The organism is Pseudomonas sp. NMI542_15 (genome assembly GCF_021283425.1).
Taxonomy (GTDB): domain Bacteria; phylum Pseudomonadota; class Gammaproteobacteria; order Pseudomonadales; family Pseudomonadaceae; genus Aquipseudomonas; species Aquipseudomonas fortuita.
Genome location: NZ_JAJSRO010000029.1, coordinates 44868 through 70449 on the forward strand (window position 1 = coordinate 44868; position 25582 = coordinate 70449).

26 protein-coding genes are annotated in these 25582 nt (G+C 61.9%); 16 read left to right on the forward strand and 10 right to left on the reverse strand.

The annotated features are described in order from the left end of the window. The first annotated feature begins 224 nt into the window (after positions 1 to 224). The 7 genes from LU684_RS27415 to trpE all read left to right on the forward strand — a co-directional run bounded on the left by LU684_RS27415 (position 225) and on the right by trpE (position 7994). Positions 225 to 1349 carry an ABC transporter ATP-binding protein gene (locus LU684_RS27415; RefSeq protein ID WP_016484622.1) on the forward strand — a complete coding sequence of 375 codons (1125 nt, stop codon included), beginning with the start codon at positions 225 to 227 and terminating at the stop codon, positions 1347 to 1349. A gap of 40 nt (positions 1350 to 1389) precedes the next feature. Continuing rightward, positions 1390 to 2424 (forward strand): ABC transporter substrate-binding protein, encoded by a 1035-nt coding sequence (locus LU684_RS27420; protein WP_016484623.1) that lies wholly within the window; start codon positions 1390 to 1392, stop codon positions 2422 to 2424. A gap of 202 nt (positions 2425 to 2626) precedes the next feature. Beyond that, positions 2627 to 3874: an ABC transporter permease gene (locus LU684_RS27425; protein WP_016484624.1), complete on the forward strand. Its 1248-nt coding sequence runs from the start codon at positions 2627 to 2629 to the stop codon at positions 3872 to 3874. Positions 3875 to 3885: 11 nt separating this feature from the next. Further along, a complete protein-coding gene (locus LU684_RS27430) occupies positions 3886 to 4713 on the forward strand; it encodes an ABC transporter permease (protein ID WP_003260880.1) in 828 nt (275 codons plus the stop codon). Between the two features lie 240 nt (positions 4714 to 4953). Beyond that, positions 4954 to 5628 (forward strand): ribulose-phosphate 3-epimerase, encoded by a 675-nt coding sequence (gene rpe / locus LU684_RS27435; protein WP_016484625.1) that lies wholly within the window; start codon positions 4954 to 4956, stop codon positions 5626 to 5628. Beyond that, positions 5625 to 6443 carry a phosphoglycolate phosphatase gene (locus LU684_RS27440; protein WP_016484626.1) on the forward strand — a complete coding sequence of 273 codons (819 nt, stop codon included), beginning with the start codon at positions 5625 to 5627 and terminating at the stop codon, positions 6441 to 6443. The genes rpe and LU684_RS27440 overlap by 4 nt, the downstream gene beginning before the upstream one ends. Positions 6444 to 6512: 69 nt before the next feature. Next, complete coding sequence (trpE, locus tag LU684_RS27445; RefSeq protein ID WP_016484627.1) at positions 6513 to 7994, forward strand: anthranilate synthase component I; 1482 nt, start codon at positions 6513 to 6515, stop codon at positions 7992 to 7994. A gap of 32 nt (positions 7995 to 8026) precedes the next feature. Here trpE and estP read toward each other — a convergent pair whose 3' ends face one another. Further along, on the reverse strand, positions 8027 to 9916 hold the full coding sequence (gene estP, locus LU684_RS27450; protein ID WP_232895252.1) for an esterase EstP: 1890 nt from the start codon (positions 9914 to 9916) through the stop codon (positions 8027 to 8029). A gap of 368 nt (positions 9917 to 10284) precedes the next feature. Here estP and LU684_RS27455 point away from each other — a divergent pair, with 368 nt between their 5' ends. The 4 genes from LU684_RS27455 to LU684_RS27470 all read left to right on the forward strand — a co-directional run bounded on the left by LU684_RS27455 (position 10285) and on the right by LU684_RS27470 (position 13621). Beyond that, positions 10285 to 10878 (forward strand): aminodeoxychorismate/anthranilate synthase component II, encoded by a 594-nt coding sequence (locus LU684_RS27455; RefSeq protein ID WP_016484629.1) that lies wholly within the window; start codon positions 10285 to 10287, stop codon positions 10876 to 10878. Between the two features lie 9 nt (positions 10879 to 10887). Continuing rightward, positions 10888 to 11937: an anthranilate phosphoribosyltransferase gene (gene trpD, locus LU684_RS27460; protein ID WP_023048031.1), complete on the forward strand. Its 1050-nt coding sequence runs from the start codon at positions 10888 to 10890 to the stop codon at positions 11935 to 11937. Continuing rightward, positions 11934 to 12767 carry an indole-3-glycerol phosphate synthase TrpC gene (gene trpC / locus LU684_RS27465; protein ID WP_016484631.1) on the forward strand — a complete coding sequence of 278 codons (834 nt, stop codon included), beginning with the start codon at positions 11934 to 11936 and terminating at the stop codon, positions 12765 to 12767. Before trpD ends, trpC begins: the two co-directional genes overlap by 4 nt. 149 nt (positions 12768 to 12916) lie before the next feature. Continuing rightward, on the forward strand, positions 12917 to 13621 hold the full coding sequence (locus tag LU684_RS27470; protein ID WP_197889203.1) for a lipoate--protein ligase family protein: 705 nt from the start codon (positions 12917 to 12919) through the stop codon (positions 13619 to 13621). Here the strand turns inward: LU684_RS27470 and crp are convergent. Continuing rightward, positions 13618 to 14262 (reverse strand): cAMP-activated global transcriptional regulator CRP, encoded by a 645-nt coding sequence (gene crp / locus LU684_RS27475; protein WP_024717954.1) that lies wholly within the window; start codon positions 14260 to 14262, stop codon positions 13618 to 13620. The two genes, LU684_RS27470 and crp, sit on opposite strands and share 4 nt — an antisense overlap. Before the next feature lie 190 nt (positions 14263 to 14452). Here crp and LU684_RS27480 point away from each other — a divergent pair, with 190 nt between their 5' ends. Then, entirely contained in the window at positions 14453 to 14875 is a 423-nt protein-coding gene (locus tag LU684_RS27480) for an OsmC family protein (RefSeq protein WP_004376171.1), read from the forward strand. 39 nt (positions 14876 to 14914) lie between these two features. On the opposite strand, the gene LU684_RS27485 is transcribed toward LU684_RS27480, so the two are convergent. The 6 genes from LU684_RS27485 to hemJ form a co-directional block, all read right to left on the reverse strand. Then, a complete protein-coding gene (locus LU684_RS27485; protein ID WP_023048032.1) occupies positions 14915 to 15955 on the reverse strand; it encodes a hypothetical protein in 1041 nt (346 codons plus the stop codon). Positions 15956 to 15965: 10 nt separating this feature from the next. Further along, complete coding sequence (gene coq7 / locus LU684_RS27490) at positions 15966 to 16613, reverse strand: 2-polyprenyl-3-methyl-6-methoxy-1,4-benzoquinone monooxygenase (protein WP_016484635.1); 648 nt, start codon at positions 16611 to 16613, stop codon at positions 15966 to 15968. Between the two features lie 65 nt (positions 16614 to 16678). Next, on the reverse strand, positions 16679 to 17017 hold the full coding sequence (locus tag LU684_RS27495; protein WP_016484636.1) for a histidine triad nucleotide-binding protein: 339 nt from the start codon (positions 17015 to 17017) through the stop codon (positions 16679 to 16681). Positions 17018 to 17080: 63 nt separating this feature from the next. Next, the gene (locus LU684_RS27500; RefSeq protein ID WP_016484637.1) at positions 17081 to 17863 is read right to left on the reverse strand and encodes an SDR family NAD(P)-dependent oxidoreductase; all 783 of its coding nucleotides are present in this window, start codon (positions 17861 to 17863) and stop codon (positions 17081 to 17083) included. Between the two features lie 67 nt (positions 17864 to 17930). After that, a complete protein-coding gene (locus tag LU684_RS27505; RefSeq protein ID WP_232895253.1) occupies positions 17931 to 18887 on the reverse strand; it encodes an NAD(P)H-dependent flavin oxidoreductase in 957 nt (318 codons plus the stop codon). Between the two features lie 28 nt (positions 18888 to 18915). Beyond that, positions 18916 to 19341 (reverse strand): protoporphyrinogen oxidase HemJ, encoded by a 426-nt coding sequence (gene hemJ, locus LU684_RS27510; protein WP_016484639.1) that lies wholly within the window; start codon positions 19339 to 19341, stop codon positions 18916 to 18918. Positions 19342 to 19483: 142 nt separating this feature from the next. Here hemJ and argC point away from each other — a divergent pair, with 142 nt between their 5' ends. Further along, entirely contained in the window at positions 19484 to 20518 is a 1035-nt protein-coding gene (argC, locus tag LU684_RS27515; protein ID WP_019472953.1) for an N-acetyl-gamma-glutamyl-phosphate reductase, read from the forward strand. Between the two features lie 146 nt (positions 20519 to 20664). Next, positions 20665 to 21015, forward strand: coding sequence for an iron-sulfur cluster insertion protein ErpA (erpA, locus tag LU684_RS27520; RefSeq protein ID WP_003255511.1), 351 nt, complete (start codon positions 20665 to 20667; stop codon positions 21013 to 21015). A gap of 59 nt (positions 21016 to 21074) precedes the next feature. Here the strand turns inward: erpA and LU684_RS27525 are convergent, their stop codons facing one another. Together LU684_RS27525 and LU684_RS27530 are read right to left on the reverse strand one after the other, a co-directional pair. Further along, positions 21075 to 22166: an anhydro-N-acetylmuramic acid kinase gene (locus LU684_RS27525; RefSeq protein WP_016484641.1), complete on the reverse strand. Its 1092-nt coding sequence runs from the start codon at positions 22164 to 22166 to the stop codon at positions 21075 to 21077. 4 nt (positions 22167 to 22170) lie between these two features. Continuing rightward, a complete protein-coding gene (locus LU684_RS27530) occupies positions 22171 to 23592 on the reverse strand; it encodes a peptidoglycan DD-metalloendopeptidase family protein (protein WP_095116694.1) in 1422 nt (473 codons plus the stop codon). Between the two features lie 212 nt (positions 23593 to 23804). On the opposite strand from LU684_RS27530, the gene tyrS reads away from it, so the two are divergent. Both tyrS and LU684_RS27540 read left to right on the forward strand, forming a co-directional pair. Then, positions 23805 to 25004: a tyrosine--tRNA ligase gene (gene tyrS, locus LU684_RS27535; RefSeq protein ID WP_016484643.1), complete on the forward strand. Its 1200-nt coding sequence runs from the start codon at positions 23805 to 23807 to the stop codon at positions 25002 to 25004. Positions 25005 to 25341: 337 nt separating this feature from the next. Then, positions 25342 to 25582: hypothetical protein (locus LU684_RS27540; RefSeq protein ID WP_232895254.1), on the forward strand; the 241-nt coding region annotated here is incomplete at its 3' end.

Here is a 25582-nt window from a genome sequence, read left to right on the forward strand (position 1 = left end):
CTGCTGATCTCTATGGCTGAGCCGGCCTCTTCGCGGGCATGCCCGCTCCCACAGGTTTAGTGGTTGGCTCGCAAGGGCATTCCAATCCCGCCATCTTTGTAGGGCAATCCCTACAACAAATCTTCCATCCGGATGATGGCATTCTCTCAGTGCCCCCGATTTCCGGGCGCTTGCGCCTCTTCTACGCTTTGGCCTACGCAGTCATCCAACAAGAAGGTGCAGGCATGAGCGAGGCGAAGTCGAACGCTGCAACCAGCGAAACGCTGGTCAGCTTCCGTGGTGTGCAGAAGAGCTACGACGGCGAGTCGCTGATCGTCAAAGACCTCAACCTGGACATCCGCAAGGGCGAGTTCCTCACCCTGCTTGGCCCGTCCGGCTCCGGCAAGACCACCAGCCTTATGATGCTGGCCGGCTTCGAAACCCCTACCGCCGGTGAAATCCAGCTGGCCGGGCGCTCGATCAACAACGTGCCGCCGCACAAGCGCGACATCGGCATGGTGTTCCAGAACTACGCGCTGTTCCCGCACATGACCGTGGCCGAGAACCTGGCCTTTCCGCTGACCGTACGCAACCTGAGCAAGACCGACGTCAGCGAGCGGGTCAAACGCGTGCTGAACATGGTCCAGCTTGATGCTTTCGCCAAGCGCTACCCCGGCCAGCTTTCCGGTGGCCAGCAGCAGCGGGTGGCCTTGGCCCGTGCGCTGGTGTTCGAGCCGCAACTGGTGCTGATGGACGAACCGCTCGGCGCGTTGGACAAGCAACTGCGTGAACACATGCAGATGGAGATCAAGCACATCCACCAGCGCCTCGGTGTGACCGTGGTGTACGTGACCCACGATCAGGGCGAAGCGCTGACCATGTCCGACCGCGTGGCGGTGTTCCACCAGGGCGAGATCCAGCAGATCGCCGACCCGCGCACGCTGTACGAAGAACCCTGCAATACCTTCGTTGCAAACTTCATCGGCGAGAACAACCGCATCAACGGCACCCTGCTGGCCAGCGATGGCAAGCGCTGCCAGGTGCAGCTGCCGCGTGGCGAGCGGGTCGAGGCGCTGGCGGTGAACGTCGGCCAGGCCGGCGAGCCGGTCACCCTGTCGATCCGCCCGGAGCGTGTGCGCCTGAATGGCCACAGCGAGAGCTGCGTCAACCGCTTCTCTGGCCGGGTGGCCGAATTCATTTACCTGGGCGACCACGTGCGGGTGCGTCTGGAAGTTTGCGGCAAGGCCGATTTCTTCGTGAAACAGCCGATTGCCGAGCTCGACCCGGCCCTGGCCGTGGGCGATGTGGTACCGCTGGGCTGGGAGGTGGAGCACGCCCGCGCGCTCGATCCGATTGCCGAAGCCCATTGATGGATTGCTTCACCAACCCTGTACTGTGGAGAGAATAAGAATGCGCAAGCAGTTGAAATTGACCGCCCTGGCCCTGGGGCTGTTCGCCGCTGGCCAGGCCATGGCCGCAGACCTTACCGTGATCTCGTTCGGAGGCGCCAACAAGGCCGCCCAGGTCAAAGCGTTCTACGAGCCATGGGAGAAGGCGGGTAACGGCAAGATCGTCGCCGGTGAATACAACGGCGAAATGGCCAAGGTCAAGGCCATGGTCGACACCAAGAGCGTGTCGTGGAACCTGGTAGAGGTTGAGTCGCCAGAGCTGGCGCGCGGTTGCGATGAGGGCATGTTCGAAGAGCTCGACCCCGCCCTGTTCGGCAACGAGGCCGATTATGTACCGGGTGCCATCCAGCCTTGCGGCGTTGGCTTCTTCGTCTGGTCCACGGTCATGGCCTACAACGCCGACAAACTCAAGACCGCACCTACCAGTTGGGCCGATTTCTGGGACACCAAGCAGTTCCCAGGTAAGCGTGGCCTGCGCAAGGGCGCCAAATACACGATGGAATTCGCATTGATGGCCGATGGCGTTGCGCCCAAGGACGTCTACAAAGTGCTGGCGACCAAGGAAGGCCAAGACCGCGCGTTCAAGAAGCTCGATGAACTCAAGCCCAGCATCCAGTGGTGGGAAGCTGGCGCACAGCCACCGCAGTTCCTGGCTTCAGGCGACGTGGTCATGAGCTCTGCCTACAACGGCCGTATTGCCGCTGTGCAGAAAGAGAGCAACCTCAAGGTGGTGTGGAACGGCGGCATCTACGACTTTGACGCCTGGGCAATTCCTAAAGGTGCCAAAAACGTCGAAGAGGCGAAGAAATTCATCGCCTACAGCGTCAAGCCCGAGCAGCAGAAGATCTACTCCGAGAACATCGCCTATGGCCCGGCCAATTCCAAGGCCGTGAGCCTGCTGTCGGACGAGGTGAAGAAGGACATGCCGACCACGCCTGAAAACATCGCCAATCAGGTGCAGATCGACGTGGCCTTCTGGGCCGACAACAGCGAGCAGCTGGAGCAACGCTTCAACGCCTGGGCGGCGAAGAAGTAACAAACCGCAAAGCAGGGCCGCCATGCGGCCCATCGCCGGCAAGCCAGCGCCCACAGGGAGCGCGTAATCCCGCAAGCCAATGCAGTACCTGTAAGGGACAGGGATCAGAAGTCTTGAAGCCGGTGCAGTACCTGTGGGCGCTGGCTTGCCGGCGATGGGCTGCACAGCAGCCCCATTTTCAGTTCGTATCGCGGAGTTCGCCATGGCCATTGCAGTGCCCCTCAACGAAGGCGCAGGTCCAAGTCTCAAGCAGCGCCTGAAACACGCCGAGCGGGTCAACCGCTGGAAGGCGCAGGCGTTGATCGCGCCGCTGGCGCTGTTTCTTCTGCTGGTGTTCCTGGTGCCGATTGCGGCGCTGCTGTACAAGAGTGTCGGCAACCCGGAAGTGGTGGGCGGCCTGCCACGCACGGTAGACATCATCACCCAGTGGGATGGCAAGAGCCTGCCGGGCGAGGATGTGTACAAGGCGCTGAGCCAGGACCTGGCCGAGTCACGCAAGAACCAGACCCTTGGCGACCTGTCCAAACGCTTGAACATGGAACTGGCCGGCTACCGCAGCTTGTTGACCAAGACAGCCCGGGCACTGCCATTCAAGGCAGAACCTGCCTCTTATAAAGACGCTTTGCAGGCCGTCGACGAACGTTGGGGCGACCCGGCCTATTGGCAGGCGATACGCCGCAACACCAGTACCGTGACCTCCTTCTACCTGCTGGCTTCGGTGGACCATCGCATCGACGACCTGGGCGAGCTGGCCAAGGCCACCCCGGACCAGGCCATTTACCTGGATATCTTTGCCCGCACCCTGTGGATGGGTGTGGTGATTACCGCCATCTGCCTGGTGCTGGCTTACCCGCTGGCCTACCTCCTGGCCAACCTGCCGACCCGGCAAAGCAACCTGCTGATGATTCTGGTGCTGCTGCCCTTCTGGACCTCGATCCTGGTGCGGGTGGCGGCGTGGATCGTGCTGTTGCAATCGGGTGGCCTGATCAACAGTGCACTGATGGCCATGGGTATCATCGATCAGCCGCTGGAACTGGTGTTCAACCGCACCGGTGTGTACATCTCCATGGTGCACATTCTGCTGCCATTCATGATCCTGCCGCTGTACAGCGTGATGAAGGGCATTTCGCCGAGCTACATGCGTGCCGCGATCTCGCTGGGCTGCCACCCGTTCGCCAGCTTCTGGCGGGTGTACTTCCCGCAGACCTATGCCGGTGTTGGCGCGGGTTGCCTGCTGGTGTTCATCCTGGCAATCGGCTACTACATCACCCCGGCGCTGCTGGGTAGCCCGAACGACCAGATGGTCAGCTACTTCGTTGCCTTCTACACCAACACCAGCATCAACTGGGGCATGGCCACCGCACTGGGCGGGCTGTTGCTGCTGGCTACCGTGCTGTTGTACCTGATCTATAGCTGGCTGGTCGGCGCCAGCCGCCTGCGCCTGAGCTGAGGAGCCTTGTCATGCTGAGCCCATACATGTCGCCCGTGGAGCGGGTCTGGTTCTACAGCCTGCGCATTCTTTGCGGTCTGATCCTGCTGTTCCTCATCTTGCCAGTGCTGGTGATCGTGCCGCTGTCGTTCAACAGTGGCAGCTTCCTGGTGTACCCGCTGCAGGGCTTTTCGCTGCAGTGGTACCAGGACTTCTTCGGCTCGGCCGAGTGGATGCGGGCGCTGAAGAACAGCATCATCGTCGCCCCGGCGGCCACGGTCTTGGCCATGGTGTTTGGCACCCTGGCAGCCATTGGCCTGACCCGTGGTGATTTTCCCGGCAAGTCGCTGGTGATGGCGCTGGTGATTTCACCGATGGTGGTGCCGGTGGTGATCATCGGTGTGGCCAGCTACCTGTTCTTCGCCCCGCTGGGCATGGGCAACAGCTTTACCTCGCTGATTCTGGTGCATGCGGTGCTGGGTGTGCCGTTTGTCATCATTACCGTGTCGGCAACCTTGCAGGGCTTCAACTACAACCTGGTGCGGGCGGCTGCCAGCCTGGGTGCGTCGCCGCTGTTGACCTTCCGCCGCGTGACCTTGCCGCTGATTGCACCCGGGGTGATCTCAGGGGCGCTGTTCGCCTTTGCGACGTCGTTTGACGAGGTGGTGGTGACGCTGTTCCTGGCCGGGCCGGAGCAGGCAACCCTGCCGAGGCAGATGTTCAGTGGTATCCGCGAAAACCTGAGCCCGACCATTGCTGCGGCGGCGACCTTGCTGATTGCTTTCTCGGTGGTGTTGCTGCTGACCCTGGAGTGGTTGCGTGGGCGCAGCGAGAAGCTGAGAACCCAGCAGCCGGCCTGATTTTCAGGCGTCTGCGCTGGCCTCATCGCCGGCAAGCCAGCTCCCACAGAGATCTCAACAGGACCCTGCATCTCATAAGGCCTGTGGAGAACCCTGTGGGAGCTGGCTTGCCGGCGATGAGGCCAGCTCAGGCAGTGCAAGGCTCTTGGGTATCGGTCGGGATCATGTGATACCAATCAGCCCTCATCCGTTCGCCTGGGTTACAATGCGCGCCACCGTGATTCTGCCAACAGGTGCGCCATGCAGCCCTACGCTATTGCCCCCTCCATCCTCTCTGCCGATTTCGCCCGCCTGGGTGAAGACGTCGACAAGGTATTGGCTGCGGGTGCCGACATCGTCCACTTCGATGTCATGGACAACCACTACGTTCCCAACCTGACCATTGGCCCGATGGTCTGCACTGCCCTGCGCAAGTACGGTGTTACCGCACCGATCGACGTGCACCTGATGGTCAGCCCGGTCGACCGCATCATCGGCGACTTCATCGAAGCCGGCGCCACTTACATCACGTTTCACCCGGAAGCCACGCAGCACATCGACCGTTCGTTGCAACTGATCAAGGACGGCGGTTGCAAGGCCGGCCTCGTGTTCAACCCGGCCACCAGCCTGGATGCCCTGAAGTACGTGATGGACAAGATCGACATGGTGCTGCTGATGAGCGTCAACCCAGGCTTTGGCGGGCAGAAGTTCATCCCTGGCACCCTCGACAAGCTGCGCGAGGCGCGTGCGCTGATCGACGCCAGCGGCCGTGATATCCGCCTGGAAATCGACGGTGGCGTCAACGTCAATAACATCCGCGAGATCGCTGCCGCTGGCGCTGACACCTTCGTGGCCGGTTCGGCGATCTTCAACGCCCCGGACTACCAGGAAGTCATCGCCAAGATGCGCGCCGAACTGGCTCAGGCCCGCCCATGAGTGGCTTCGAGCAGCTGTTCCCGGGGACGCTGCCCAGGCTGGTGATGTTCGATCTGGACGGTACCCTGATCGATTCCGTGCCAGACCTGGCTGCCGCCGTGGACCGCATGCTGCTCGAACTGGGGCGCCCGCCCGCAGGCCTTGAGGCAGTCCGCCACTGGGTCGGCAACGGCGCCCAGGTGCTGGTGCGCCGGGCGCTTGCAGGTGGCATCGACCACGCCGCGGTGGACGATGCGCTGGCCGACCAGGCGCTGGCGCTGTTCATGGACGCTTATGCTGAAAGCCACGAGCTGACGGTGGTCTATCCCGGTGTGCAGGACACCCTGCGCTGGCTGCGCAAACAGGGCGTGGAAATGGCGCTGATCACCAACAAGCCCGAGCGCTTCGTCGGCCCGCTGCTGGACCAGATGAAAATCGGCCGCTACTTCCGCTGGATCATTGGCGGCGACACCCTGCCGCAGAAAAAGCCCGACCCGGCGGCTTTGCTCTTCGTCATGCAGATGGCCAGCGTTACCCCGCAGCAGTCGCTGTTTGTCGGCGATTCGCGCAGCGACGTGCTGGCGGCCAAGGCGGCTGGCGTGCAGTGCGTAGGGCTGACCTATGGCTACAACCATGGCCGGCCGATCCAGGACGAATCTCCCAACCTGGTGATCGACGACCTGCGCGCACTGCTGCCCGGTTGCGCAGACCCGGCCACTGGGATAACGTTGGCCAACCTTCAAGCCTCACAAGACAGAGAGCCCACCGTGGTGGTTACTGGCAAATTCTGGATGAAAGTCATCAAGGCCCTGGCCCGTTGGCGTTGGCGCGCCTGACTTCAGCCTGCCGGCGCGTGCCGGCCCGTCCGTTTGCCTGACCTATTGCTGCTTGCCACGAGGCTACTCATGAACCGCGAAGAATTCCTGCGCCTGGCCGCTGCCGGCTACAACCGCATTCCACTGGCCTGCGAAACCCTGGCCGACTTCGACACGCCGCTGTCGATCTACCTGAAACTGGCTGACCAGCCCAACTCGTACCTGCTCGAATCGGTGCAAGGCGGCGAGAAGTGGGGCCGCTACTCGATGATCGGCCTGCCATCGCGCACGGTGATGCGGGTGCACGGCTATCACGTCAGTATCCTGCAGGATGGCGTCGAGGTGGAAAGCCATGATGTCGAAGACCCGCTGGCCTTTGTCGAAAGTTTCAAGGACCGTTACAAGGTCGCTGACATCCCTGGTCTGCCGCGCTTCAACGGCGGCCTGGTCGGCTACTTTGGCTATGATTGTGTGCGTTACGTGGAAAAGCGCCTTGGCGCCAGCCCCAACCCAGACCCGTTGGGCGTGCCGGATATCCTGCTGATGGTGTCCGATGCGGTGGTGGTGTTCGACAACCTGGCAGGCAAGATGCACGCGATTGTGCTGGTCGACCCGGCTGAAGATCAGGCCTTTGAACAGGGCCAGGCACGCCTGCAAGGCCTGCTGGAAACGCTGCGCCAGCCGATCACCCCGCGCCGAGGCCTGGACCTGAGTGGCCCGCAGGCCGCCGAGCCGGAATTCCGCTCCAGCTATACCCGCGACGACTACGAGAACGCGGTCGGCCGTATCAAGGAGTACATCCTGGCCGGCGACTGCATGCAGGTGGTGCCGTCGCAACGCATGTCGATCGACTTCAAGGCTGCGCCCATCGACCTGTATCGTGCGCTGCGCTGCTTCAACCCGACGCCGTACATGTACTTCTTCAACTTCGGCGACTTCCATGTGGTCGGCAGCTCGCCCGAGGTGCTGGTGCGGGTCGAGGACAACCTGGTCACCGTGCGCCCGATTGCCGGTACCCGCCCGCGTGGCGCGACTGAAGAAGCCGACCGCGCGCTGGAAGACGACCTGCTGTCGGACGACAAGGAAATCGCCGAACACCTGATGCTGATCGACCTGGGCCGCAACGACGTTGGCCGTGTGTCCTCGACCGGCAGCGTGCGCCTGACCGAGAAGATGGTCATCGAGCGTTACTCCAACGTGATGCACATTGTCTCCAACGTCACCGGCCAGCTGCGTGAAGGGCTGACGGCGATGGATGCGCTGCGGGCGATCCTGCCGGCTGGCACCCTGTCGGGTGCGCCGAAGATCCGTGCAATGGAAATCATCGACGAACTGGAGCCGGTCAAACGTGGGGTCTACGGTGGTGCAGTCGGCTATTTTGCCTGGAACGGCAACATGGACACCGCGATCGCCATCCGTACTGCCGTGATCAAGGACGGTGAACTGCATGTGCAGGCCGGTGGTGGCATCGTTGCCGACTCGGTGCCGGCGCTGGAGTGGGAAGAAACCATCAACAAGCGCCGGGCGATGTTCCGTGCCGTGGCGCTTGCAGAGCAGACGTTGGCTAAATAAACAGATTGGGGCTGCCAAGCAGCCCCATCAATTCAGAAGTCCACGCTCACCCCCAGGCTCACCCCCTGCTGCGTCAACTCATCACTCTTGCGCCAGTTGTAGTTCCCGCGCAAATGCACCCCTGCGACCACTTCATGGCTCACCCCCAGGCTCGCACGGGTCAGGTCGCTGTGCGGCGTATAACCGGTCAGGGTGAAGTCATTGGCGGGCAAGCTGGTCAGGTGCATCGTCACATCCTGCTGGTCATCCTCGAACTCATGCTCCTGTGCCACCTCGGCGAACAGCCGGGTACCTGGCAGCACCTGCACGCTGCCCAGCAACCCCAGGCCCAAGCGGCGTGACGTGCGTTCCTGGTCATCGAAGCCCAGTGCTGTCGAACGCCCGCTCTTCTCGTTGTACCCATCCACTTTCACGCGCGCATAGTCGGCACTGATGAATGGCGCCAGCTGCCAATTGCTGCTGTCTGCCGCCAGGTTGTAGCCCAGCCGCCCGGACATCGCCCAGGCCTCGCCGTCGGTGTCGCCCTTTTCGCTGCGCTCGTTCACGCCAAGGGCGAAGGTGCGCTTGAGGTCGCTGTAGTCCAGATGCCCGGCGGTCAGCGCAGCATCGGCCCACCAGCGGTCCTGGCGGTATTGGGCGAAGGCGCTGGCCAAGTAGCTGTTCAGTTTGTAGTCCGAATCATTGGCGCCGGCCTCCAGCTTTTGCCGGTACGCGCCGCCGGCCAGGCCCAGGCGCCAGGCGTCGTTCAACCGGTAGCTGCCGCCCAGTGTCAGGTTATAGCCGCGGCCATCGCCGCTGGCCGCGCTGTGCTGGCCGTCGAAGTCCAGGTCCTGGGCACCGGTGGCGACGAAGGCCTGCCATTGGCCAACTGCTTGCCAGGGTGTCTGCCATTGGTTGCGCAGCTCATCCTGATGGGCGCGCAGGCTGGCATGTGCCATTTCGGGGAGCAGGGTAAGCTCCCAGGGGGCGGAGATGATCGAATAGGCGTAGTCGGCAATCAGTTGCTGGCCGGCGATGGTCGGGTGCACCGAGTCGTTGAACAGCAGTTTAGTCGGGTCCGGGGTTGTGCCATTGATACCGTACACCGGGTTTTCCACGCAGCTGTTGCCGCTGTAGCAGGTGCCGACCAGGTTCTGGTCGCTGGCCAGGCCGAACTGGTTGGGGCTGGCCAGTGCCTCGCTCAGCAGCACAGGGATGTTCAGCGGGATGATCTCGGCATCGATCTGCCGCAGTTGGCTGAGCAGCGACTGGTTGAATGCGCCAGACAGCAGTGAAAGCGGGTTTTGTTGCGGCGTGCCGCTGAAGTTGGGCGTTTGGCCGAGGTCGGGCAGCAGCCAGACCATGATGTAGCGGGCGCCACCTTGTTGCAGTGCCTGGGCGCTGGCCGCAAGGCGGGCGCCGGCGGCCACGGCGTCGGCCGGGCTGTTTACCAGGCCTTGGAGGAAGTCGTTGCCGCCGCCCGTCACGTAGTAAAGCGCGTTGGGGTCGGCACGCAGGCCGTTGGCCAGGTAGCCCGCCTTTTCACGCAGCACCAGGCCGGCGCCGGGGTTTCCTGGCGGGATGACAGTCTCGGAAGTTGTCGTGATCGAATCCAGGATCTGCTGGGTGGTATAGCCACCGACAGCCCAGTTGTTGCCATCGGGCCGGATGCCTGTCGATGTCGACGGGTTCAGGTCATCGGGTGCAACGCCCAGTCGGCCACCGAGGATCATCGGTGACACCGGGGCAAAGTTACCGTCGGCATCGCGGTTGGTAAACCGGGCGCCTGGGGTACCGCCAGTCAGATCGGGAAATTGCCCGGCGTCGGCGAGGCTGTCGCCAAACACGATCAGCGTGGAATAAGGTGAGGGACCTGCGAATACCTGGCTGCAGGCCAGGGCCAATGAAGCGAGGGTAAAGCGCATTAACGGGGCTTTTCGCATCAGGGAACATCCTTTTCTTTGTTTTTATCAAGGACTGCCTGATCGACCTTAGCAAATCGCAGTGCATCCCTCCCAAGTCCATTCGTTTCCCCGTGTTTGCAGGCATATTGCGCCCGCCGCCCCGGTAGGCTACTGTGCCGGAACGTATGAGCGAGACCTATCCTGTGTTGATCGTCAGTAAACTCTTGATGCGCGTAATCAAGGCCCACGCCCGTTGGCGTTGGCGCGCCTGACTTTATCCCCTGCCGGCCCGCCCGGCTCGCCCCCGTTTGCCTTCTTCTTTACTGCCCTGTGTGGCGAAGCCGTGCCTGTGGCGGTGGCAAGAAGGTTCGAATTCTGAAGTCAGTAAATTCAAGAGGTTTAACACCATGTTACTGATGATCGACAATTACGACTCATTCACTTACAACGTCGTCCAGTACCTTGGCGAGCTGGGTGCCGAGGTCAAGGTCATTCGCAATGACGAAATGACCATTGCCCAGATTGAAGCCCTCAACCCCGAGCGGATCGTGGTATCCCCAGGCCCTTGCACGCCGAGCGAGGCGGGTGTGTCCATCGAGGCCATCCTGCATTTTGCTGGCAAGCTGCCGATTCTGGGCGTGTGCCTGGGGCATCAGTCCATCGGCCAGGCCTTTGGCGGTGACGTGGTGCGCGCCCGCCAGGTGATGCACGGCAAGACCAGCCCGGTACACCACCGCGACCTGGGCGTGTTCACCGGCCTCAACAACCCGCTGACCGTTACCCGCTACCACTCGCTGGTGGTCAAGCGCGAAACCTTGCCCGATTGCCTGGAAGTGACTGCCTGGACCGCCCATGAAGACGGCTCGGTGGACGAAATCATGGGCCTTCGCCACAAAACCCTGAATATCGAAGGGGTGCAGTTCCACCCCGAGTCGATCCTGACCGAGCAGGGCCACGAGCTGTTCGCCAACTTTCTCCAGCAGACCGGCGGCCGCCGCTAAGGATCGAACATGGATATCAAGAGCGCATTGAGCCGTATCGTCGGCCACCTGGACCTGTCTACCGAAGAAATGCGCGATGTCATGCGCCAGATCATGACCGGCCAGTGCAGCGAGGCGCAGATCGGCGCCTTTCTGATGGGCATGCGCATGAAGAGTGAAAGCATCGACGAAATCGTCGGCGCGGTGTCGGTGATGCGTGAGCTGGCCGACAAGGTTGAGCTGAAAAGCCTGGATGGCGTGGTCGATATCGTCGGCACCGGCGGTGATGGCGCCAATATATTCAACGTGTCCACCGCGTCGTCGTTCGTCCTGGCGGCGGCGGGCTGTACTGTTGCCAAGCATGGTAACCGCGCGGTTTCCGGCAAGAGCGGCAGTGCCGACCTGCTGGAAGCTGCCGGCATCTATCTTAACCTGACGCCAACCCAGGTGGCTCGCTGCATTGACAGCCTGGGCATCGGCTTCATGTTCGCGCAAAGCCATCACTCGGCCATGAAGCATGCCGCCGGTCCGCGTCGTGAGCTGGGGTTGCGTACCCTGTTCAACATGCTCGGCCCGCTTACGAATCCGGCCGGAGTGAAGCATCAGGTGGTTGGCGTTTTCGCCCAGACCCTGTGCCGCCCGTTGGCCGAGGTGCTGCAACGCCTGGGTAGCAAGCATGTGCTGGTGGTGCATTCGAAGGACGGCCTGGATGAGTTCAGCCTGGCTGCCCCCACCTTTGTTGCCGAACTGAAGAACGACACAATTACTGAATACTGGGTCGAACCGGAAGACCTCGGCATGAAAAGCCAGAGCTTGCATGGCCTTGCCGTCGAAAACCCACAGGCCTCGCTGGAGCTGATTCGCGATGCTCTGGGCCGTCGCAAGACCGAAAACGGCCAGAAGGCTGCGGAAATGATCGTGCTCAATGCGGGCGCGGCACTGTATGCCGCCGATCATGCGATGAGCCTGGCTCAAGGTGTGGAACTGGCCCACGACGTACTGCACACCGGGCTGGCCTGGGAGAAGCTGCAGGAACTGGGTGCCTTTACTGCAGTATTCAAGGTGGAGAACGAAGCATGAGTGTGCCGACGGTGCTGGAAAGGATCATTGCCCGCAAGTTCCAGGAAGTGGCCGAGCGCAGTGCGCGCGTCAGCCTCGCCGAGCTGGAAGGCCTGGCCAAGGCCGCCGATGCCCCGCGTGGTTTCGCCAACGCGCTGATCGAACAGGCCAGGCGCAAGCAGCCAGCGGTGATCGCCGAGATCAAGAAGGCTTCGCCGAGCAAGGGCGTGATCCGCGAGCACTTCGTGCCGGCGGAAATCGCTGTCAGCTACGAGAAGGGCGGTGCTACCTGCCTGTCGGTGCTGACCGATGTCGATTACTTCCAGGGTGCCGATGAGTACCTGCAGCAGGCCCGCGCGGCAGTTTCGCTGCCGGTGATCCGCAAAGACTTCATGGTCGACCCTTACCAGATCGTCGAAGCCCGGGCCTTGGGCGCGGATTGCGTGCTGCTGATCGTCTCGGCACTGGATGACGTGAAGATGGCCGAGCTGGCCGCGACTGCAAAAGACGTCGGCCTGGACGTGCTGGTGGAAGTGCACGATGGCGATGAGCTGGAGCGCGCGCTGAAAACCCTGGATACGCCGCTGGTGGGGGTGAATAACCGCAACCTGCACACCTTCGAGGTCAGCCTGGAAACCACCCTTGACCTGCTGCCGCGCATTCCGCGTGATCGCCTGGCGATTACCGAGAGCGGTATTCTCAACCGGGCCGATGTCGAGCTGATGGCAATCAACGAGGTTTACTCGTTCCTGGTGGGCGAAGCGTTCATGCGCGCCGAGCAGCCTGGGCTGGAGTTGCAGCGGTTGTTCTTCCCGGAACAGGTGAAGAAGACTGTTCAGCATCTTGACTGATCAAATGAAGCCGGCTTTTTTGCCGGCTTTTTTGTATGCCTGCCAGGGCCGCTTCGCGGGCAAACCCGCGCCTACAGTGGGTGTGCTCCCTCTGTAGGAGCGGGCTAGCCCGCGAAGAGGCCATCAAAAACAACATCAAAGGTGGATCAATGACCGATCAACCCCTGGCCCTGACCGTCGAACAAGGCCTGCACACCGAACAGGAACTGCTGGCCGCCGTTTGCCGCGGCGAACGCGAAAACGGTGTGCTGTTCTGGCGACCCACCGACCATGCGCTGGTCATGCCCCGGCGCATGAGCCGTCTGGAAAACTTCGAGGCCGCCTGTGCGGAGCTGGCGATTGCCGGCTGGCCGGTGCTGCTGCGCGAGACTGGCGGTGAGCCGGTGCCTCAGTCCCATTCCACTGTCAACGTTGCCCTGGTCTACGTTGCCCCGCGCAGCGAAGGCGATCACGGCCGTATCGAAAGCGCCTACGAGCGCCTGTGCCTGCCGCTGTGCGAGGTACTGCGCGAGTGGGGCGGGGTGGCGTCGGTGGGGGAGATAGACGGGGCGTTCTGCGATGGTCGCTACAACGTCAACCTCAATGGCCGCAAGCTGGTGGGCACCGCCCAGCGCTGGCGCCAGGGCCTGGGCGGCAAGCGCCCGGTGGTACTGGTACACGGTGCGTTGCTGCTGGACAACGAGCGGGAGTCGATGGTGGCAGCGGTCAACCGCTTTAATGAGTGCTGCGAGCTTGAGCAACGCTGCCGCGCTGATGCACATATCGCCTTGCATGAAGTGGCGCCCGCAGCACCCTGGTTTGAGCGCTTGTCGCAGGCCTACGCCAAGGTGCTTGCCGAACTGCCCAGGGGCTAGCGGGTACCGTAGACCACCATGGTCTTGCCTTTGACCTGCACCAGGCTGCGCTCCTCAAGGTCCTTGAGGACGCGGCCGACCATTTCCCTGGAACAACCGACGATTCGGCCGATTTCCTGACGGGTGATCTTGATCTGCATGCCGTCGGGGTGGGTCATGGCGTCGGGTTGTTTACACAATTCCAGCAGGCAACGGGCAACCCGGCCGGTGACGTCGAAAAACGCCAGGTCACCGACCTTGCGTGTGGTGTTGCGCAGGCGCTGGGCCATCTGGCCGCCCAGGGCATAGAGGATTTCCGGGTCTTGGCGCGCCAGTTCGCGAAACTTGTCGTAGCTGATTTCCGCCACTTCGCACTCGGTCTTGGCTCGCACCCAGGCACTGCGCTGCTGTTCGCCGTCAACCGGTTCGAACAGCCCGAGCTCGCCGAAGAAATCGCCATTGTTGAGATAGGCGATAATCATTTCGCGGCCATCCTCGTCTTCGATGAGGATGGTCACCGAGCCCTTGATGATGAATGACAGTGTCTCGGCGCGGTCGCCGGCGCAGATGATGTTGCTTTTGGCGGTGTAGCGGCGGCGCTGGCAGTGTACCAACAGTTTGTCGATGTTCTTGATCTTGGCGGGTAGGGCGGAGGCAACCATCACGAAATCCTGTTCGATACGCCGCATAGGCTTTTTATAAGGTTGTCTGGCGGCGAGCGCCATTCATTTGGCGCCAGCTTATCAGACGTCTCCGGATGTTTCGGTATTAAACCGATACGTCTCGTGCTTTTCGCACGGCCTTACAAGGTCTAAGCTGACACCCTTTTCCGAATATCAGGAGTCCGGGTAGATGAAGGCACGTATCCAGTGGGCCGGTGAGGCCATGTTCCTCGGCGAATCGGGGAGTGGCCATGTCGTCGTGATGGACGGCCCGCCTGAGGCCGGCGGCCGCAACCTGGGTGTGCGCCCGATGGAAATGTTGCTGTTGGGCCTGGGTGGCTGCAGCAGCTTTGACGTGGTGAGCATTCTGAAGAAATCGCGCCAAGCGGTAGAAAGCTGCGAGGCGTTCCTGGAAGCCGAGCGTGCCAGCGAAGATCCGAAGGTGTTTACCAAGATTCACATGAACTTTGTGGTGAAAGGGCGTGGGCTGAAAGAAGCGCAGGTCAAGCGGGCAGTGGAGCTGTCGGCAGAGAAGTACTGCTCGGCTTCGATCATGCTCGAACGCGCGGGGGTTGAGATTACCCACGGGTATGAAATCGTAGAGCTCGGTTAACGCAACGTTGTTGGGGGCCGCAAAGCGGCCCCGGCACTATCAGCTCCGAAGTGCGGGCAGTGCAGCTTGCACCCACCGTGGCAACCATCCCCGCATCACTTGGCTCAACCGCTCCCGCCGCTTCTGGTAAACCAGCCCCAGCCAGATAACCGCCAGCCCGATCAAGGTCACCACCACCGGGAACAGCAGCGATTCGGCAAATACCTCGTACGACAGGTACCCCAGGTAAGCCGCCACGCCCAGTGCACCAAACACCATGAACACCGGCCGGCGCAGCAGCACGGCCATGCCCATCAGCGCTATGTTGGTCAGGCAGTACATGGCCTTGCCCAACTCACTGCCGCTGTCCAGCAGCGTCAAGCCGCCCCAGAATGCCGCCAGCCCGGCCAAGTAGCCCCAACGGGCGTAGTCTTCTTGCGTGCGGCCGTCTATCAACAGGCACACCACCAGCAAGCCCAACCCGAACCACAGCGAAACTTCGCGGCGCTGCTCCCAACTGAACGGCGAGCCGAAGAACCATTCGCTCAGGTCCATCGACATGAACCACAGGGCCACGGCTATAGGCATGACGACGAACGGGTAGGGGATCAGCCTCAGCATCAGCAAACCGGCAAGCACTGTGGCCGCTTCCATCGCCAGCCAGCCGCCCTGCACGTAGGTGTAGTACTGGTGATACTCGGCTTGCGCGTCGTCCAGTGGCCACCAGCCTGCCAGGCGCTCAATGGCAAACACCGCCAGTGGCACGATACTGACCGCTACCGCCGCCAGTACCCCGGCAGCAACGGGCTGGGCGCGGCGCTGCAGGTTGAGGGCGGACAAGGTGATCAGCAGGATATAGAGGCTGGCGATGATCAATAGCGCGCCGTCACCAATGCTCATCCAGGCTTCGGTGAGCAACCAGCCCATGGCTGCCATGATCAGCATGGCGCCGAAGTAGAACGCAACATGGGCCAGCTGAAAGCTGCCACGTGCCGCCGGTTGCTGGCGCAGGAATGCCAACAGGCTTTGGTCCTGGCCCGGCTGGAGAATCCCGGCCTGCACGGCACGCGCCAGGTCCTTGGCGTCGAAACGGTCCGTCATGGCGATGCCTTCAGATGCGGTAGGTGCTCTTGGTCATGACCTTGGCCAGCAAGCTCATGCCAAAGCGGACAGGGGCCGGGAAGCGATAACCACCGGCTTCCAGGGCGGACTCGGCGTGCTGCTCTTCGTCGATGCGCATCTGTTCGAGAATGGCCCGGGACTTTTCGTCTTCGTGCGGGATCTGCTCCAGGTGCTCGTCGAGGTGCTTGCACACCTGGTGCTCGGTGGCGGCGACGAAGCCCAGGCTGACCTTGTCGCTGACCAGGCCGGCAAGTGCGCCGATGCCGAACGACATGCCGTAGAACAAGGGGTTGAGCACGCTTGGGTGGCTGTTCAACTGGCGAATGCGCTGTTCGCACCAGGCCAGGTGGTCCACCTCTTCCTCGGCGGCATGCTCCATGGCCTTGCGTACTTCGGGCAGCTTGGCGGTCAAGGCCTGGCCCTGGTACAGCGCCTGGGCGCACACTTCACCGGTGTGGTTGATACGCATCAGCCCGGCGATGTGGCGGGTCTGCTGCTCGTCCAGGTCGACGTCCGGCTGGACAATGGCCGGCGATGGCCGGGCGGGTTGGCCGCTGAAGGGCAGCAAGGTGCGCATGGCGGTATCGGCCTGCAGCAACAAGCGGTCGAGCGGCGAGTAGTGACGTTCGGTAGCCATCGGGCACCTCCGCAAGAATGTGCCCGACAGTTTACCGCAATAGCGGCGGGGTCGCTTGCCGTGGATCAGCCCGGTGGCCAGTTCATCTGGCGCTGGCCCAGCACGTGCATATGGATGTGGTAGACAGTCTGGCCGCCCTTCGGGTTGCAGTTCATGACCACGCGGAAACCTTCCTCGCAGCCCTGCTCGACAGCCAGGCGCTGGGCGGTGAACAGGATGTGGCCCGCCAGGGCCTTGTCTTCTTCGGTCAGGTCATTGAGCGTGCGGATGTGTTTTTTCGGGATGACCAGAAAATGTACCGGTGCCGCGGGTGCAATGTCCTTGAAGGCCAGGACCTGGTCGTCTTCGTAGATGATATCCGCCGGGATTTCCCGGTTGATGATTTTGAGGAATAGATCGTCCACAGCACTTGCTCCATGGTGAGGGTCGGGCCGAGTGTACTCAGCCGAGCGCCGCTCGCCCAGTGGCTATTCCATGCCGGCCGGGCAATAGCGGCGGTGGATGGCGCCGGCCAGTTTGCACACCAGCCAGCGCGGCAGCAGGCGCGGGGCCAATGCCAGCCAGCGGTTGCGTCGGCCGGGCATGATCAGCGCACGGTTCTTGTCCAGTGCACGCACGGTATACAGCGCTACTTCTTCGGGGCTGAGGCAGCGGGGTTTGCCATCGAGCCGCGCAATGCGCCGGCGCGAGGAGCGTACAGGGCCTGGGCACAATACCGAGACCTTGATACCGGTACGCTTGAGTTCTTCGCGCAGGGCCTGGGAAAAACTCAGCACGTACGCCTTGCTGGCGGCATAGGCCGCCATCCACGGGCCGGGTGCCACCCCGGCAAGGCCAGCGACGTTGAGGATCTGGCCGCCACCCTGCACGGCCATCAGGTTGCCGATGGCGTGGCACAGGCGGCTCAGGGCCAGAACGTTGACCTCCAGCAGATCCTGCTCGTCGGCCCACTCATGGGCCAGGAACGGCCCGTAGGTACGCAAGCCGGCACAGTTGACCAGCAGGTCGATACGCCGTTCGCCTTCTTCCAGTTCCAGTACGAAGCCAGAAAGGCGCAGCGGCTGGCTGAGGTCGCAGGCGCGGAACAGCACCTCGACACCAAAGCGTTGGGTCAACTCAAGGGCCACGGGTTCCAGCGTTTCCCGCTGACGTGCCACCAGGATCAGGTTGCGCCCGCGCCGTGCCAGCGCTTCCGCCAGGGCCAGGCCCAAGCCGCTGGAAGCACCAGTGATCATGGCGTAACGGGTCATGCAAGGCTCCTGGGGGCGAAAGAGGGCGCCTAGTGTACAGCTTGGCCGGGTAAGGTGTTGCGTTTTGCTACAAGGTGCGGGCGCGCAGAATCTGGCAGCGATCCAGGGCTTCCCGGTACTCACTGTGGAGCCGTTCGATCAATGCACTGGCGCTGGGCAGATCATGGATTTCGCCGACACCCTGGCCCGCCGACCATACGGTCTTACAGGCCTTCGCTTCGTCGTCGATAGGTTTGAGCTTGCCTTGCTCGTGGCCGCCCTTGAGGGCGTTCATGTCGTAGCCAGCCTGCTCCAGGCTTGAACGCAGGAAGCTGGCAGGTATGCCGGACACTGCCGGGGTGTGAATGATGTCGGCGGCGTGGGCATCGAGTAGCATCTGCTTGTAGGCATCCTGGGCCTGGCTTTCTGCGGTGGCGATGAAGCGCGTACCCATGTAGGCCAGGTCGGCGCCCAGCAATTGTGCGGCGAGGATTTCGTGGCCATGGTTGAGGCAGCCGGCCAGCAGCAGGGTCTTGTCGAAGAACTGGCGAATCTCTGCGGCCAGGGCGAAAGGGCTCCAGGTGCCTGCATGCCCGCCCGCGCCGGCAGCCACGGCGATCAAGCCATCGGCACCCGCTTGCGCGGCCTTCTCGGCATGGCGGCGAGTGGTGACATCGTGGAACACCAGGCCGCCGTAGCCATGCACGGCATCGACCACTTCCTTGACCGCCCCCAGGCTGGTGATGACGATCGGCACGCGATGCTCCACGCACAAAGCCAGGTCGGCCTGCAGGCGTGGGTTGGTCGGATGGACGATCAGGTTGACCGCATAGGGCGCTGGCGCCTCCAATAGCGCCAGGCCTGCCTCGATTTCCTCCAGCCAGGCCTTGAAGCCGGCGCTGTCGCGCTGGTTCAGGGCCGGGAAACTACCCACTACGCCGCTGGCGCAGCACGCCAGTACCAGTTTGGGGTTGGAGATCAAGAACATCGGCGCTGCGACAACAGGCAGGCGCAGGCGTTGTTCGAGCGAGGCAGGTAGCGACATGGCAAGGCTCCTTGAGCGGGTGGCTATGTCAGAACGGTTTGACCACCACCAGAATTACGATGCCCAGCAGGAACAGCACGGGCACTTCGTTGAACCAGCGATAGTAGACGTGGCTGCGGGTGTTGTTGCCGCTGGCGAAGCGTTTGCGTTGGGCACCGCACATGTGATGGTAGCCGGTCAGCAGGATGACCAGGGTCAACTTGGCATGCAGCCAGCCCTGGCTCAGCCAGCCGGGCGTGAGATAGAGCATCCATGCGCCGAACACGTAGGTGGCGATCATCGCCGGGTTCATGATGCCCCGGTACAGCTTGCGTTCCATGGTCACGAAGCGTTCCTGGCTGATGCTGTCCTGGCTCTGGGCGTGGTAGACGAACAGCCGCGGCAGGTAGAACAGGCCGGCGAACCAGCAGACCACGCTGACGATATGCAGCGCTTTGATCCATAGGTAAAGCATGGAGGGAGTTCCTTCAGGTATTCACGGTCGTCAGATAGTAGTGGTCAAGCGCCCGAAGGGTCACCCGAAGAGTTGTTACAGGCGCTTCACGCCCCTATCATCGTGCGCTTTCCAGACGGCTCGTTGATAAGGGGCAAGCGTTATGATCAAGGTCGGTATCGTCGGCGGCACGGGTTACACCGGCGTCGAACTGTTGCGTCTGCTAGCACAGCATCCACAGGCCGAAGTGGCGGTCATCACTTCGCGCTCCGAGGCGGGCGTGGCGGTGGCGGACATGTACCCGAACCTGCGCGGCCACTATGACGGGCTGGCGTTCAGCGTGCCGGACAGCAAGGCGCTGGCTGCCTGTGATGTGGTGTTCTTCGCTACCCCGCACGGTGTTGCCCATGCTTTGGCCGGTGAACTGCTGGCGGCCGGCACCAAGGTGATCGACCTCTCGGCCGACTTCCGCCTGCAGGATGCCACCGAGTGGGGCAAGTGGTATGGTCAGCCGCACGGTGCGCCAGAGCTGCTCAAGGACGCCGTGTATGGCCTGCCTGAAGTCAACCGCGAGAAGATTCGCCAGGCGCGCCTGATCGCCGTACCGGGTTGCTACCCTACCGCCACTCAGCTGGGCTTCCTGCCGCTGCTGGAGGCGGGCCTGGCCGACCCGTCGCGCCTGATTGCCGACTGCAAGTCGGGTGTCAGCGGTGCCGGTCGTGGTGCGGCAGTGGGTTCGCTGTTCTGCGAGGCCGGCGAAAGCATGAAGGCCTATGCGGTCAAGGGCCATCGTCACCTGCCGGAAATCAGCCAGGGCCTGCGCCTGGCTGCTGGCAAGGACATCGGCCTGACCTTCGTGCCGCACCTGACGCCAATGATCCGTGGCATCCACGCCACCCTGTACGCGAATGTTGTCGACACCTCGGTCGACCTGCAGGCGCTGTTCGAGAAGCGCTACGCCGACGAACCGTTCGTCGATGTGATGCCAGCTGGCAGCCACCCGGAAACCCGCAGTGTGCGCGGCGCCAACGTCTGCCGCATTGCCGTTCATCGTCCGCAGGGTGGTGACTTGGTGGTGGTGCTGTCGGTGATCGACAACCTGGTCAAGGGAGCCTCCGGCCAGGCGGTACAGAACCTGAACATCCTGTTCGGCCTGGATGAGCGGATGGGCCTGTCCCACGCAGGCTTGCTACCGTAAGCGAACTGCGATCGAAATGGCCCGCCTTGCGCGGGCCATTTTGTCAGTCGCGACTAAAGCCGCACAATTCTTGACCAATTTTCTCGGGAAAGCGGATAATGCGCGTCATCGAGTTTTAAGGCGGCAACTGCGCCGGGAGAGTCAACATGAGCGTCGAAACCTTCACCCCTACCGGTCTGGAATTCACCCATGGGGCGGCCCAGAAAGTGAAGAACCTGGTCAATGAGGAAGGCAATGAACGTCTGAAACTGCGGGTGTTCGTGACCGGTGGCGGCTGCTCGGGCTTCCAGTACGGTTTCACTTTCGATGAAGATGTGGCCGAAGATGACACCATCGTCGAGCGCGAAGGCGTGTCGCTGGTGGTCGACCCGATGAGCTTCCAGTATCTGGCTGGCGCTGAGGTGGACTATCAGGAAGGCCTGGAGGGGTCGCGCTTTGTGATCAAGAACCCGAACGCTGCCACTACGTGCGGTTGCGGGTCCTCGTTCTCGATCTGAGATCTGGCTCTACGAAAACGCCGCGCAATTGCGCGGCGTTTTGCTTTCTGGTGTAGCAGTTAGGCCGGGTAGATTGCGCCCAGTACCCGCAAACCCTTGGCCGCCGTCACGCTTGGCCGGTTGGCGCTGATGCCTTCGAGGCAGCAGTGGGCCAGCCAGGCAAAGGCCATGGCCTCGACCCAGTCAGGGTCTACGCCATGGGCGCCGGTACTGGTGACACGGGCCTTGGGCAGCAGTTGGCCGAGGCGGGCCATGAGGGCACCGTTACGTGCGCCGCCACCGCACACCAGCAACGCTTCGGTGCCTTGCTGGGCATTGCTCAGCGAGTCGATGATGCTGCGAGCGGTAAGCTCCAGCAATGTCGCCTGTACATCCTCGTCCGGGTAAGCGGGCAGGCCTGCCAGGTGGCCATCCAGCCAAGGCAGGTTGAACACTTCGCGGCCTGTGCTCTTCGGGCCGCTACCCGCAAAGAACGGGTCGGCCAGCATCGCACTCAGCAAGCCCCCCTGTACCACGCCCGAGGCCGCCCAGGCACCATCGGCATCGTAGGCCTGGCCGCGCTTGCGCTCTATCCAGGCATCCAGCAGCACGTTACCCGGACCGCAGTCGAAACCGTGGACCGGCTTGTCCTGCTCGATCAGGCTGAGGTTGCTGAAGCCGCCCACATTCAGGATTGCCAGACGCTGGCCCAGGTGGCCGAACAGGGTTTCGTGGAAGGCCGGAACCAGCGGCGCACCTTGGCCTCCGGCAGCCACATCGCGCCGGCGGAAATCGGCAACCACGCTGATACCCGTTAGCTCGGCGAGCAGCGCCGGGTTGCCGATTTGCACGGTAAAACCGCGTGCGGGCTCGTGGCGGATAGTCTGGCCGTGGCTGCCGATGGCGCGGATGGCCTCGGCCCCCAGTCCTTGGCGGGCAAGCAGTTGGCGTATACCTTCGCCTGCCAGGCTGGCCCAGCGGTTTTCGGCCAGCGCCGCGCGGGCTATTTCGTCAGGGCCGCTGCTGCACAGGGCAAGCAGTTCCTGGCGCAGGTCGCCGGGCATGGGCAGGTAATGGGTGGCGAGCAGTTCAAGCTGCTCGCCTTGTTCGATCAAGGCAATGTCAAGGCCATCAAGGCTGGTGCCGGACATTACCCCCAGGTAGAGCGCCATGGGCTTAGCGCTTGTTCGCTGCGAGCAGGGTGGCCTTTTCCTGATCCATACGGGCAATCAGGGGCTGGCTCTGCTGCAGGAAGCGCTGGCGCTCGTTCTTGGCGATTGGATCAGCCATTGGCACTTTCTGGCTCAGCGGATCGACGTGCACACCGTTGACCTGGAACTCATAGTGCAGGTGGGGCCCGGTAGACAGGCCGGTGGTGCCGATGTAACCGATGATCTGGCCCTGCTTTACCGAACTGCCAGTCTTGATGCCTTTGGCAAAGCCCTGCATGTGCCCGTACAGCGTCTTGTAGCGGTTGCCGTGCTGGATGATCACGGTGTTGCCGTAACCGCCACGGCGCCCAGCCAGTTCGATGCGGCCGTCACCGGCAGCCTTGATTGGCGTACCGCGCGGGGCGGCGTAGTCGACGCCTTTGTGCGCGCGGATCTTGTTCAGGATAGGGTGCTTGCGGCCGGCGGAAAAGCGCGAACTGATACGGGCAAAGTCCACCGGCGTACGGATGAAGGCCTTGCGCAGGCTGTTGCCGTCGGCAGTGTAGTAAGTGGTGTTGCCCTGCTTGTTGGTGTAGCGCACGGCGGTGTAGGTCTTGCCGCGGTTGGTGAAGCGGGCGGACAGGATGTTGCCGGTGCCGACCACCTTGCCGTCCATGACCTTCTGCTCGTAGACCACATCGAACTCGTCGCCTGGGCGAATATCCTGAGCGAAGTCGATGTCGTAACCCAGCACCCGGGCCATGTCCATGGTCATGCTGTGGGAGAGACCGGCGCGCTGGGCCGAAGCCGATAGCGAGCTCTTGATCACGCCGTGGGCATAGGCAGTACGAACTACGGGTTTGCTGATTTCACGGTTGAAGGTGTAGCCCTTGGCGGACTTCGTCAGCCGAATGGTCTCGAGATTGCTGACCTTGCTGTGCAGGCTGGCGAGCTGGCCATCCTTGTCGAGCTCGAACTGCAGTACCTGGCCGTGTTTGAGCTGGCTGAACTGCTTGGCCTGCTTGTTACTGGCCAGCAGGTCGTGTACCGCATTGGCCGGCAGGCCGACCTTGGCGAACAGGGTGGACAGGGTGTCGCCACGTGCCACGGTGACTTCGCGGTGGCCAGGCTGCTTGGCTGCTTCGGCGGCGGGTTCGGTGGCAGGGGCTGGCTGCTCGGCCGTTTGGGTCTTGGGGGCTGCTTCTTCGATCTGGGCGAAGGGCGAACCTTGCTCACTTTCTGCCTGCACCAGGGGGGCAGCACGGGATTCGTCTTTCAGCTGCTCGGCCGGGCTCTCCAGCTCGAGGTTGAGGGTGGTTTTCTTGGCTTCCACTTCGCTGGAGGGGAATACCAGCAGAGCCAGACTGAGCAGGGCGGCAATGCCGCTGGCGGCCAACAGATGGCTTTTCGGATAAAGCGGGGGCGCTTTAGGCGGTTCGTTGGTCATGGGTAAGGTGACTTTGAAAAAGTGAAATGGAAAAGATGAATGACATGATGAAGATGAAATAACTGTATAAAATATAACCAAATCCATTTTCACGCAAGGGCGCGTAGACGCCGCAAACCCGTGCCCGGGTCACATTCCTTTGCGAAACTTGTATTTGACGGCCGATCTTGTATGGTTGGCTCCCCCTGAATCTGAGCCTTGCGGGTTTGTCTATGAAGTCGGTTGAAGAGCAGCTGGCGCTTATAAAGCGCGGCGCGGAAGAAGTACTGGTCGAGTCGGAACTGGTAGAGAAGCTCAAGCGCGGCCAGCCTCTGCGCATCAAGGCCGGCTTTGACCCGACTGCGCCTGACCTGCACCTGGGTCACACGGTGCTGATCAACAAGCTGCGTCAGTTCCAGGAGCTGGGCCATCAAGTCATCTTCCTGATCGGTGACTTCACCGGCATGATCGGTGACCCCAGCGGCAAGAGCGCCACGCGCCCACCGCTGACCCGTGAGCAAGTGCTGGACAACGCCGAGACCTATAAGCAGCAGGTGTTCAAGATTCTCGACCCGGCCAAGACCGAGGTCGCGTTCAACTCCACCTGGATGGACAAGCTGACCCCGGCCGACTTCATTCGCCTGGCGTCGCAGTACACCGTGGCGCGCATGCTTGAGCGCGATGACTTCGACAAGCGTTACACCACCAACCAGCCGATCGCTATTCACGAGTTCCTCTACCCCCTGGTGCAGGGCTATGACTCGGTGGCGCTGAAGGCGGACGTCGAGCTGGGTGGTACCGATCAGAAGTTCAACCTGCTGATGGGGCGCGAGCTGCAACGCGCCTATGGTCAGGAAGCGCAGAACATCGTGACCATGCCGTTGCTCGAAGGCCTCGACGGTGTGAAGAAAATGTCCAAGTCGCTGGGCAACTATGTAGGTATTCAGGAAGCGCCGGGGGTGATGTACAGCAAGCTGGTATCTATCCCGGATACTTTGATGTGGCGTTACTTCGAGCTGCTGAGCTTCCGTTCGATGGAAGAGATCGAGCAGTTCCGTGCCGATGTTGCCAAGGGTGCCAACCCGCGCGACATCAAGATCAAGCTGGCCGAAGAGATCGTTGCGCGTTTCCATGGTGAGGAGGCAGCGGCCAACGCTCACCGTGGTGCTGGTAACCGCATGAAAGAAGGTGAGTTGCCGGAAGACCTGCCGGAAGTCGAAGTGGTTGCAGCGGAAAACTTGCCGATTGCTGCCGTGCTGAACCGGGCTGGCCTGGTAAAGAACTCGGCTCAGGCGCGGGACCTGCTGAGTGGCGGCGCTGTTAAAGTCGACGGTGCGGCCGTGGATCGTGACTTCGTGTTTGCGCTGGGCGCGACCCATGTGTGCCAAGCGGGCAAGAAGTCGTTTGCACGGGTTACCCTCAAGGCTGAGTGAGCGATTGCAGGTGTAGCTATATAGAAGCGGGGAGGCCGAAAGGCCTCCCCGCTTTGTTTTTTTGGGTGTTCGCCTTGGGGTCTTCAGCGGCTGCAAGATCGGGGGCGCTTGATCTCATAGGCGCTGAATGTGTTGTGGCGGACATCTGGTGGCCTTCATAGGGTCTTTCCCCTCATATTTCGATTTCTTGAAATTAAGGGTTGACGCCCTTCTGAATCCCCTTATAATGCGCCCCACTTCCAGCGACATCGGAACGACAAACTCCTTGAGATTCAATGAGTTAGGTAGTTAAGGTGGCGTTGAAAGGGCTACGATCGAATGATCGCAAGCGGTTGAAATGGTGGTTGACAGCGCTTCTAAACGCTGTATGATTCGCCTCCCGCTACGAGAGATCGCAGCGAGCCAAGTGTTTGAAGCTAAACGAGTTTCTCGCAAAAAACTTCAAAATAAACGCTTGACAGACTCTGAGGAAAGCGTAGAATGCGCGCCTCGGTTGAGACAAAAAGCTCTTAACCAAACGCTCTTTAACAAATCGAATCAAGCAATTCGTGTGGGTGCTTGTGAGTATGGACTGATAG

Excerpts from the sequence above, each read along its gene's own strand:
- trpC (WP_016484631.1), top strand. The coding sequence starts at position 11,934 with ATGAGTGTGCCGACGGTGCTGGAAAGGATCATTGCCCGCAAGTTCCAG.
- LU684_RS27470 (WP_197889203.1), top strand. The coding sequence starts at position 12,917 with ATGACCGATCAACCCCTGGCCCTGACCGTCGAACAAGGCCTGCACACC.
- LU684_RS27505 (WP_232895253.1), bottom strand. The coding sequence starts at position 18,887 with ATGTCGCTACCTGCCTCGCTCGAACAACGCCTGCGCCTGCCTGTTGTC.
- hemJ (WP_016484639.1), bottom strand. The coding sequence starts at position 19,341 with ATGCTTTACCTATGGATCAAAGCGCTGCATATCGTCAGCGTGGTCTGC.
- argC (WP_019472953.1), top strand. The coding sequence starts at position 19,484 with ATGATCAAGGTCGGTATCGTCGGCGGCACGGGTTACACCGGCGTCGAA.
- LU684_RS27485 (WP_023048032.1), bottom strand. The coding sequence starts at position 15,955 with ATGACGGACCGTTTCGACGCCAAGGACCTGGCGCGTGCCGTGCAGGCC.
- estP (WP_232895252.1), bottom strand. The coding sequence starts at position 9,916 with ATGCGAAAAGCCCCGTTAATGCGCTTTACCCTCGCTTCATTGGCCCTG.
- LU684_RS27530 (WP_095116694.1), bottom strand. The coding sequence starts at position 23,592 with ATGACCAACGAACCGCCTAAAGCGCCCCCGCTTTATCCGAAAAGCCAT.
- tyrS (WP_016484643.1), top strand. The coding sequence starts at position 23,805 with ATGAAGTCGGTTGAAGAGCAGCTGGCGCTTATAAAGCGCGGCGCGGAA.
- LU684_RS27480 (WP_004376171.1), top strand. The coding sequence starts at position 14,453 with ATGAAGGCACGTATCCAGTGGGCCGGTGAGGCCATGTTCCTCGGCGAA.
- LU684_RS27420 (WP_016484623.1), top strand. The coding sequence starts at position 1,390 with ATGCGCAAGCAGTTGAAATTGACCGCCCTGGCCCTGGGGCTGTTCGCC.
- trpE (WP_016484627.1), top strand. The coding sequence starts at position 6,513 with ATGAACCGCGAAGAATTCCTGCGCCTGGCCGCTGCCGGCTACAACCGC.
- rpe (WP_016484625.1), top strand. The coding sequence starts at position 4,954 with ATGCAGCCCTACGCTATTGCCCCCTCCATCCTCTCTGCCGATTTCGCC.
- coq7 (WP_016484635.1), bottom strand. The coding sequence starts at position 16,613 with ATGGCTACCGAACGTCACTACTCGCCGCTCGACCGCTTGTTGCTGCAG.
- crp (WP_024717954.1), bottom strand. The coding sequence starts at position 14,262 with ATGGTTGCCTCCGCCCTACCCGCCAAGATCAAGAACATCGACAAACTG.
- LU684_RS27455 (WP_016484629.1), top strand. The coding sequence starts at position 10,285 with ATGTTACTGATGATCGACAATTACGACTCATTCACTTACAACGTCGTC.
- LU684_RS27440 (WP_016484626.1), top strand. The coding sequence starts at position 5,625 with ATGAGTGGCTTCGAGCAGCTGTTCCCGGGGACGCTGCCCAGGCTGGTG.
- LU684_RS27425 (WP_016484624.1), top strand. The coding sequence starts at position 2,627 with ATGGCCATTGCAGTGCCCCTCAACGAAGGCGCAGGTCCAAGTCTCAAG.
- trpD (WP_023048031.1), top strand. The coding sequence starts at position 10,888 with ATGGATATCAAGAGCGCATTGAGCCGTATCGTCGGCCACCTGGACCTG.
- LU684_RS27500 (WP_016484637.1), bottom strand. The coding sequence starts at position 17,863 with ATGACCCGTTACGCCATGATCACTGGTGCTTCCAGCGGCTTGGGCCTG.
- LU684_RS27430 (WP_003260880.1), top strand. The coding sequence starts at position 3,886 with ATGCTGAGCCCATACATGTCGCCCGTGGAGCGGGTCTGGTTCTACAGC.
- LU684_RS27525 (WP_016484641.1), bottom strand. The coding sequence starts at position 22,166 with ATGGCGCTCTACCTGGGGGTAATGTCCGGCACCAGCCTTGATGGCCTT.
- erpA (WP_003255511.1), top strand. The coding sequence starts at position 20,665 with ATGAGCGTCGAAACCTTCACCCCTACCGGTCTGGAATTCACCCATGGG.
- LU684_RS27415 (WP_016484622.1), top strand. The coding sequence starts at position 225 with ATGAGCGAGGCGAAGTCGAACGCTGCAACCAGCGAAACGCTGGTCAGC.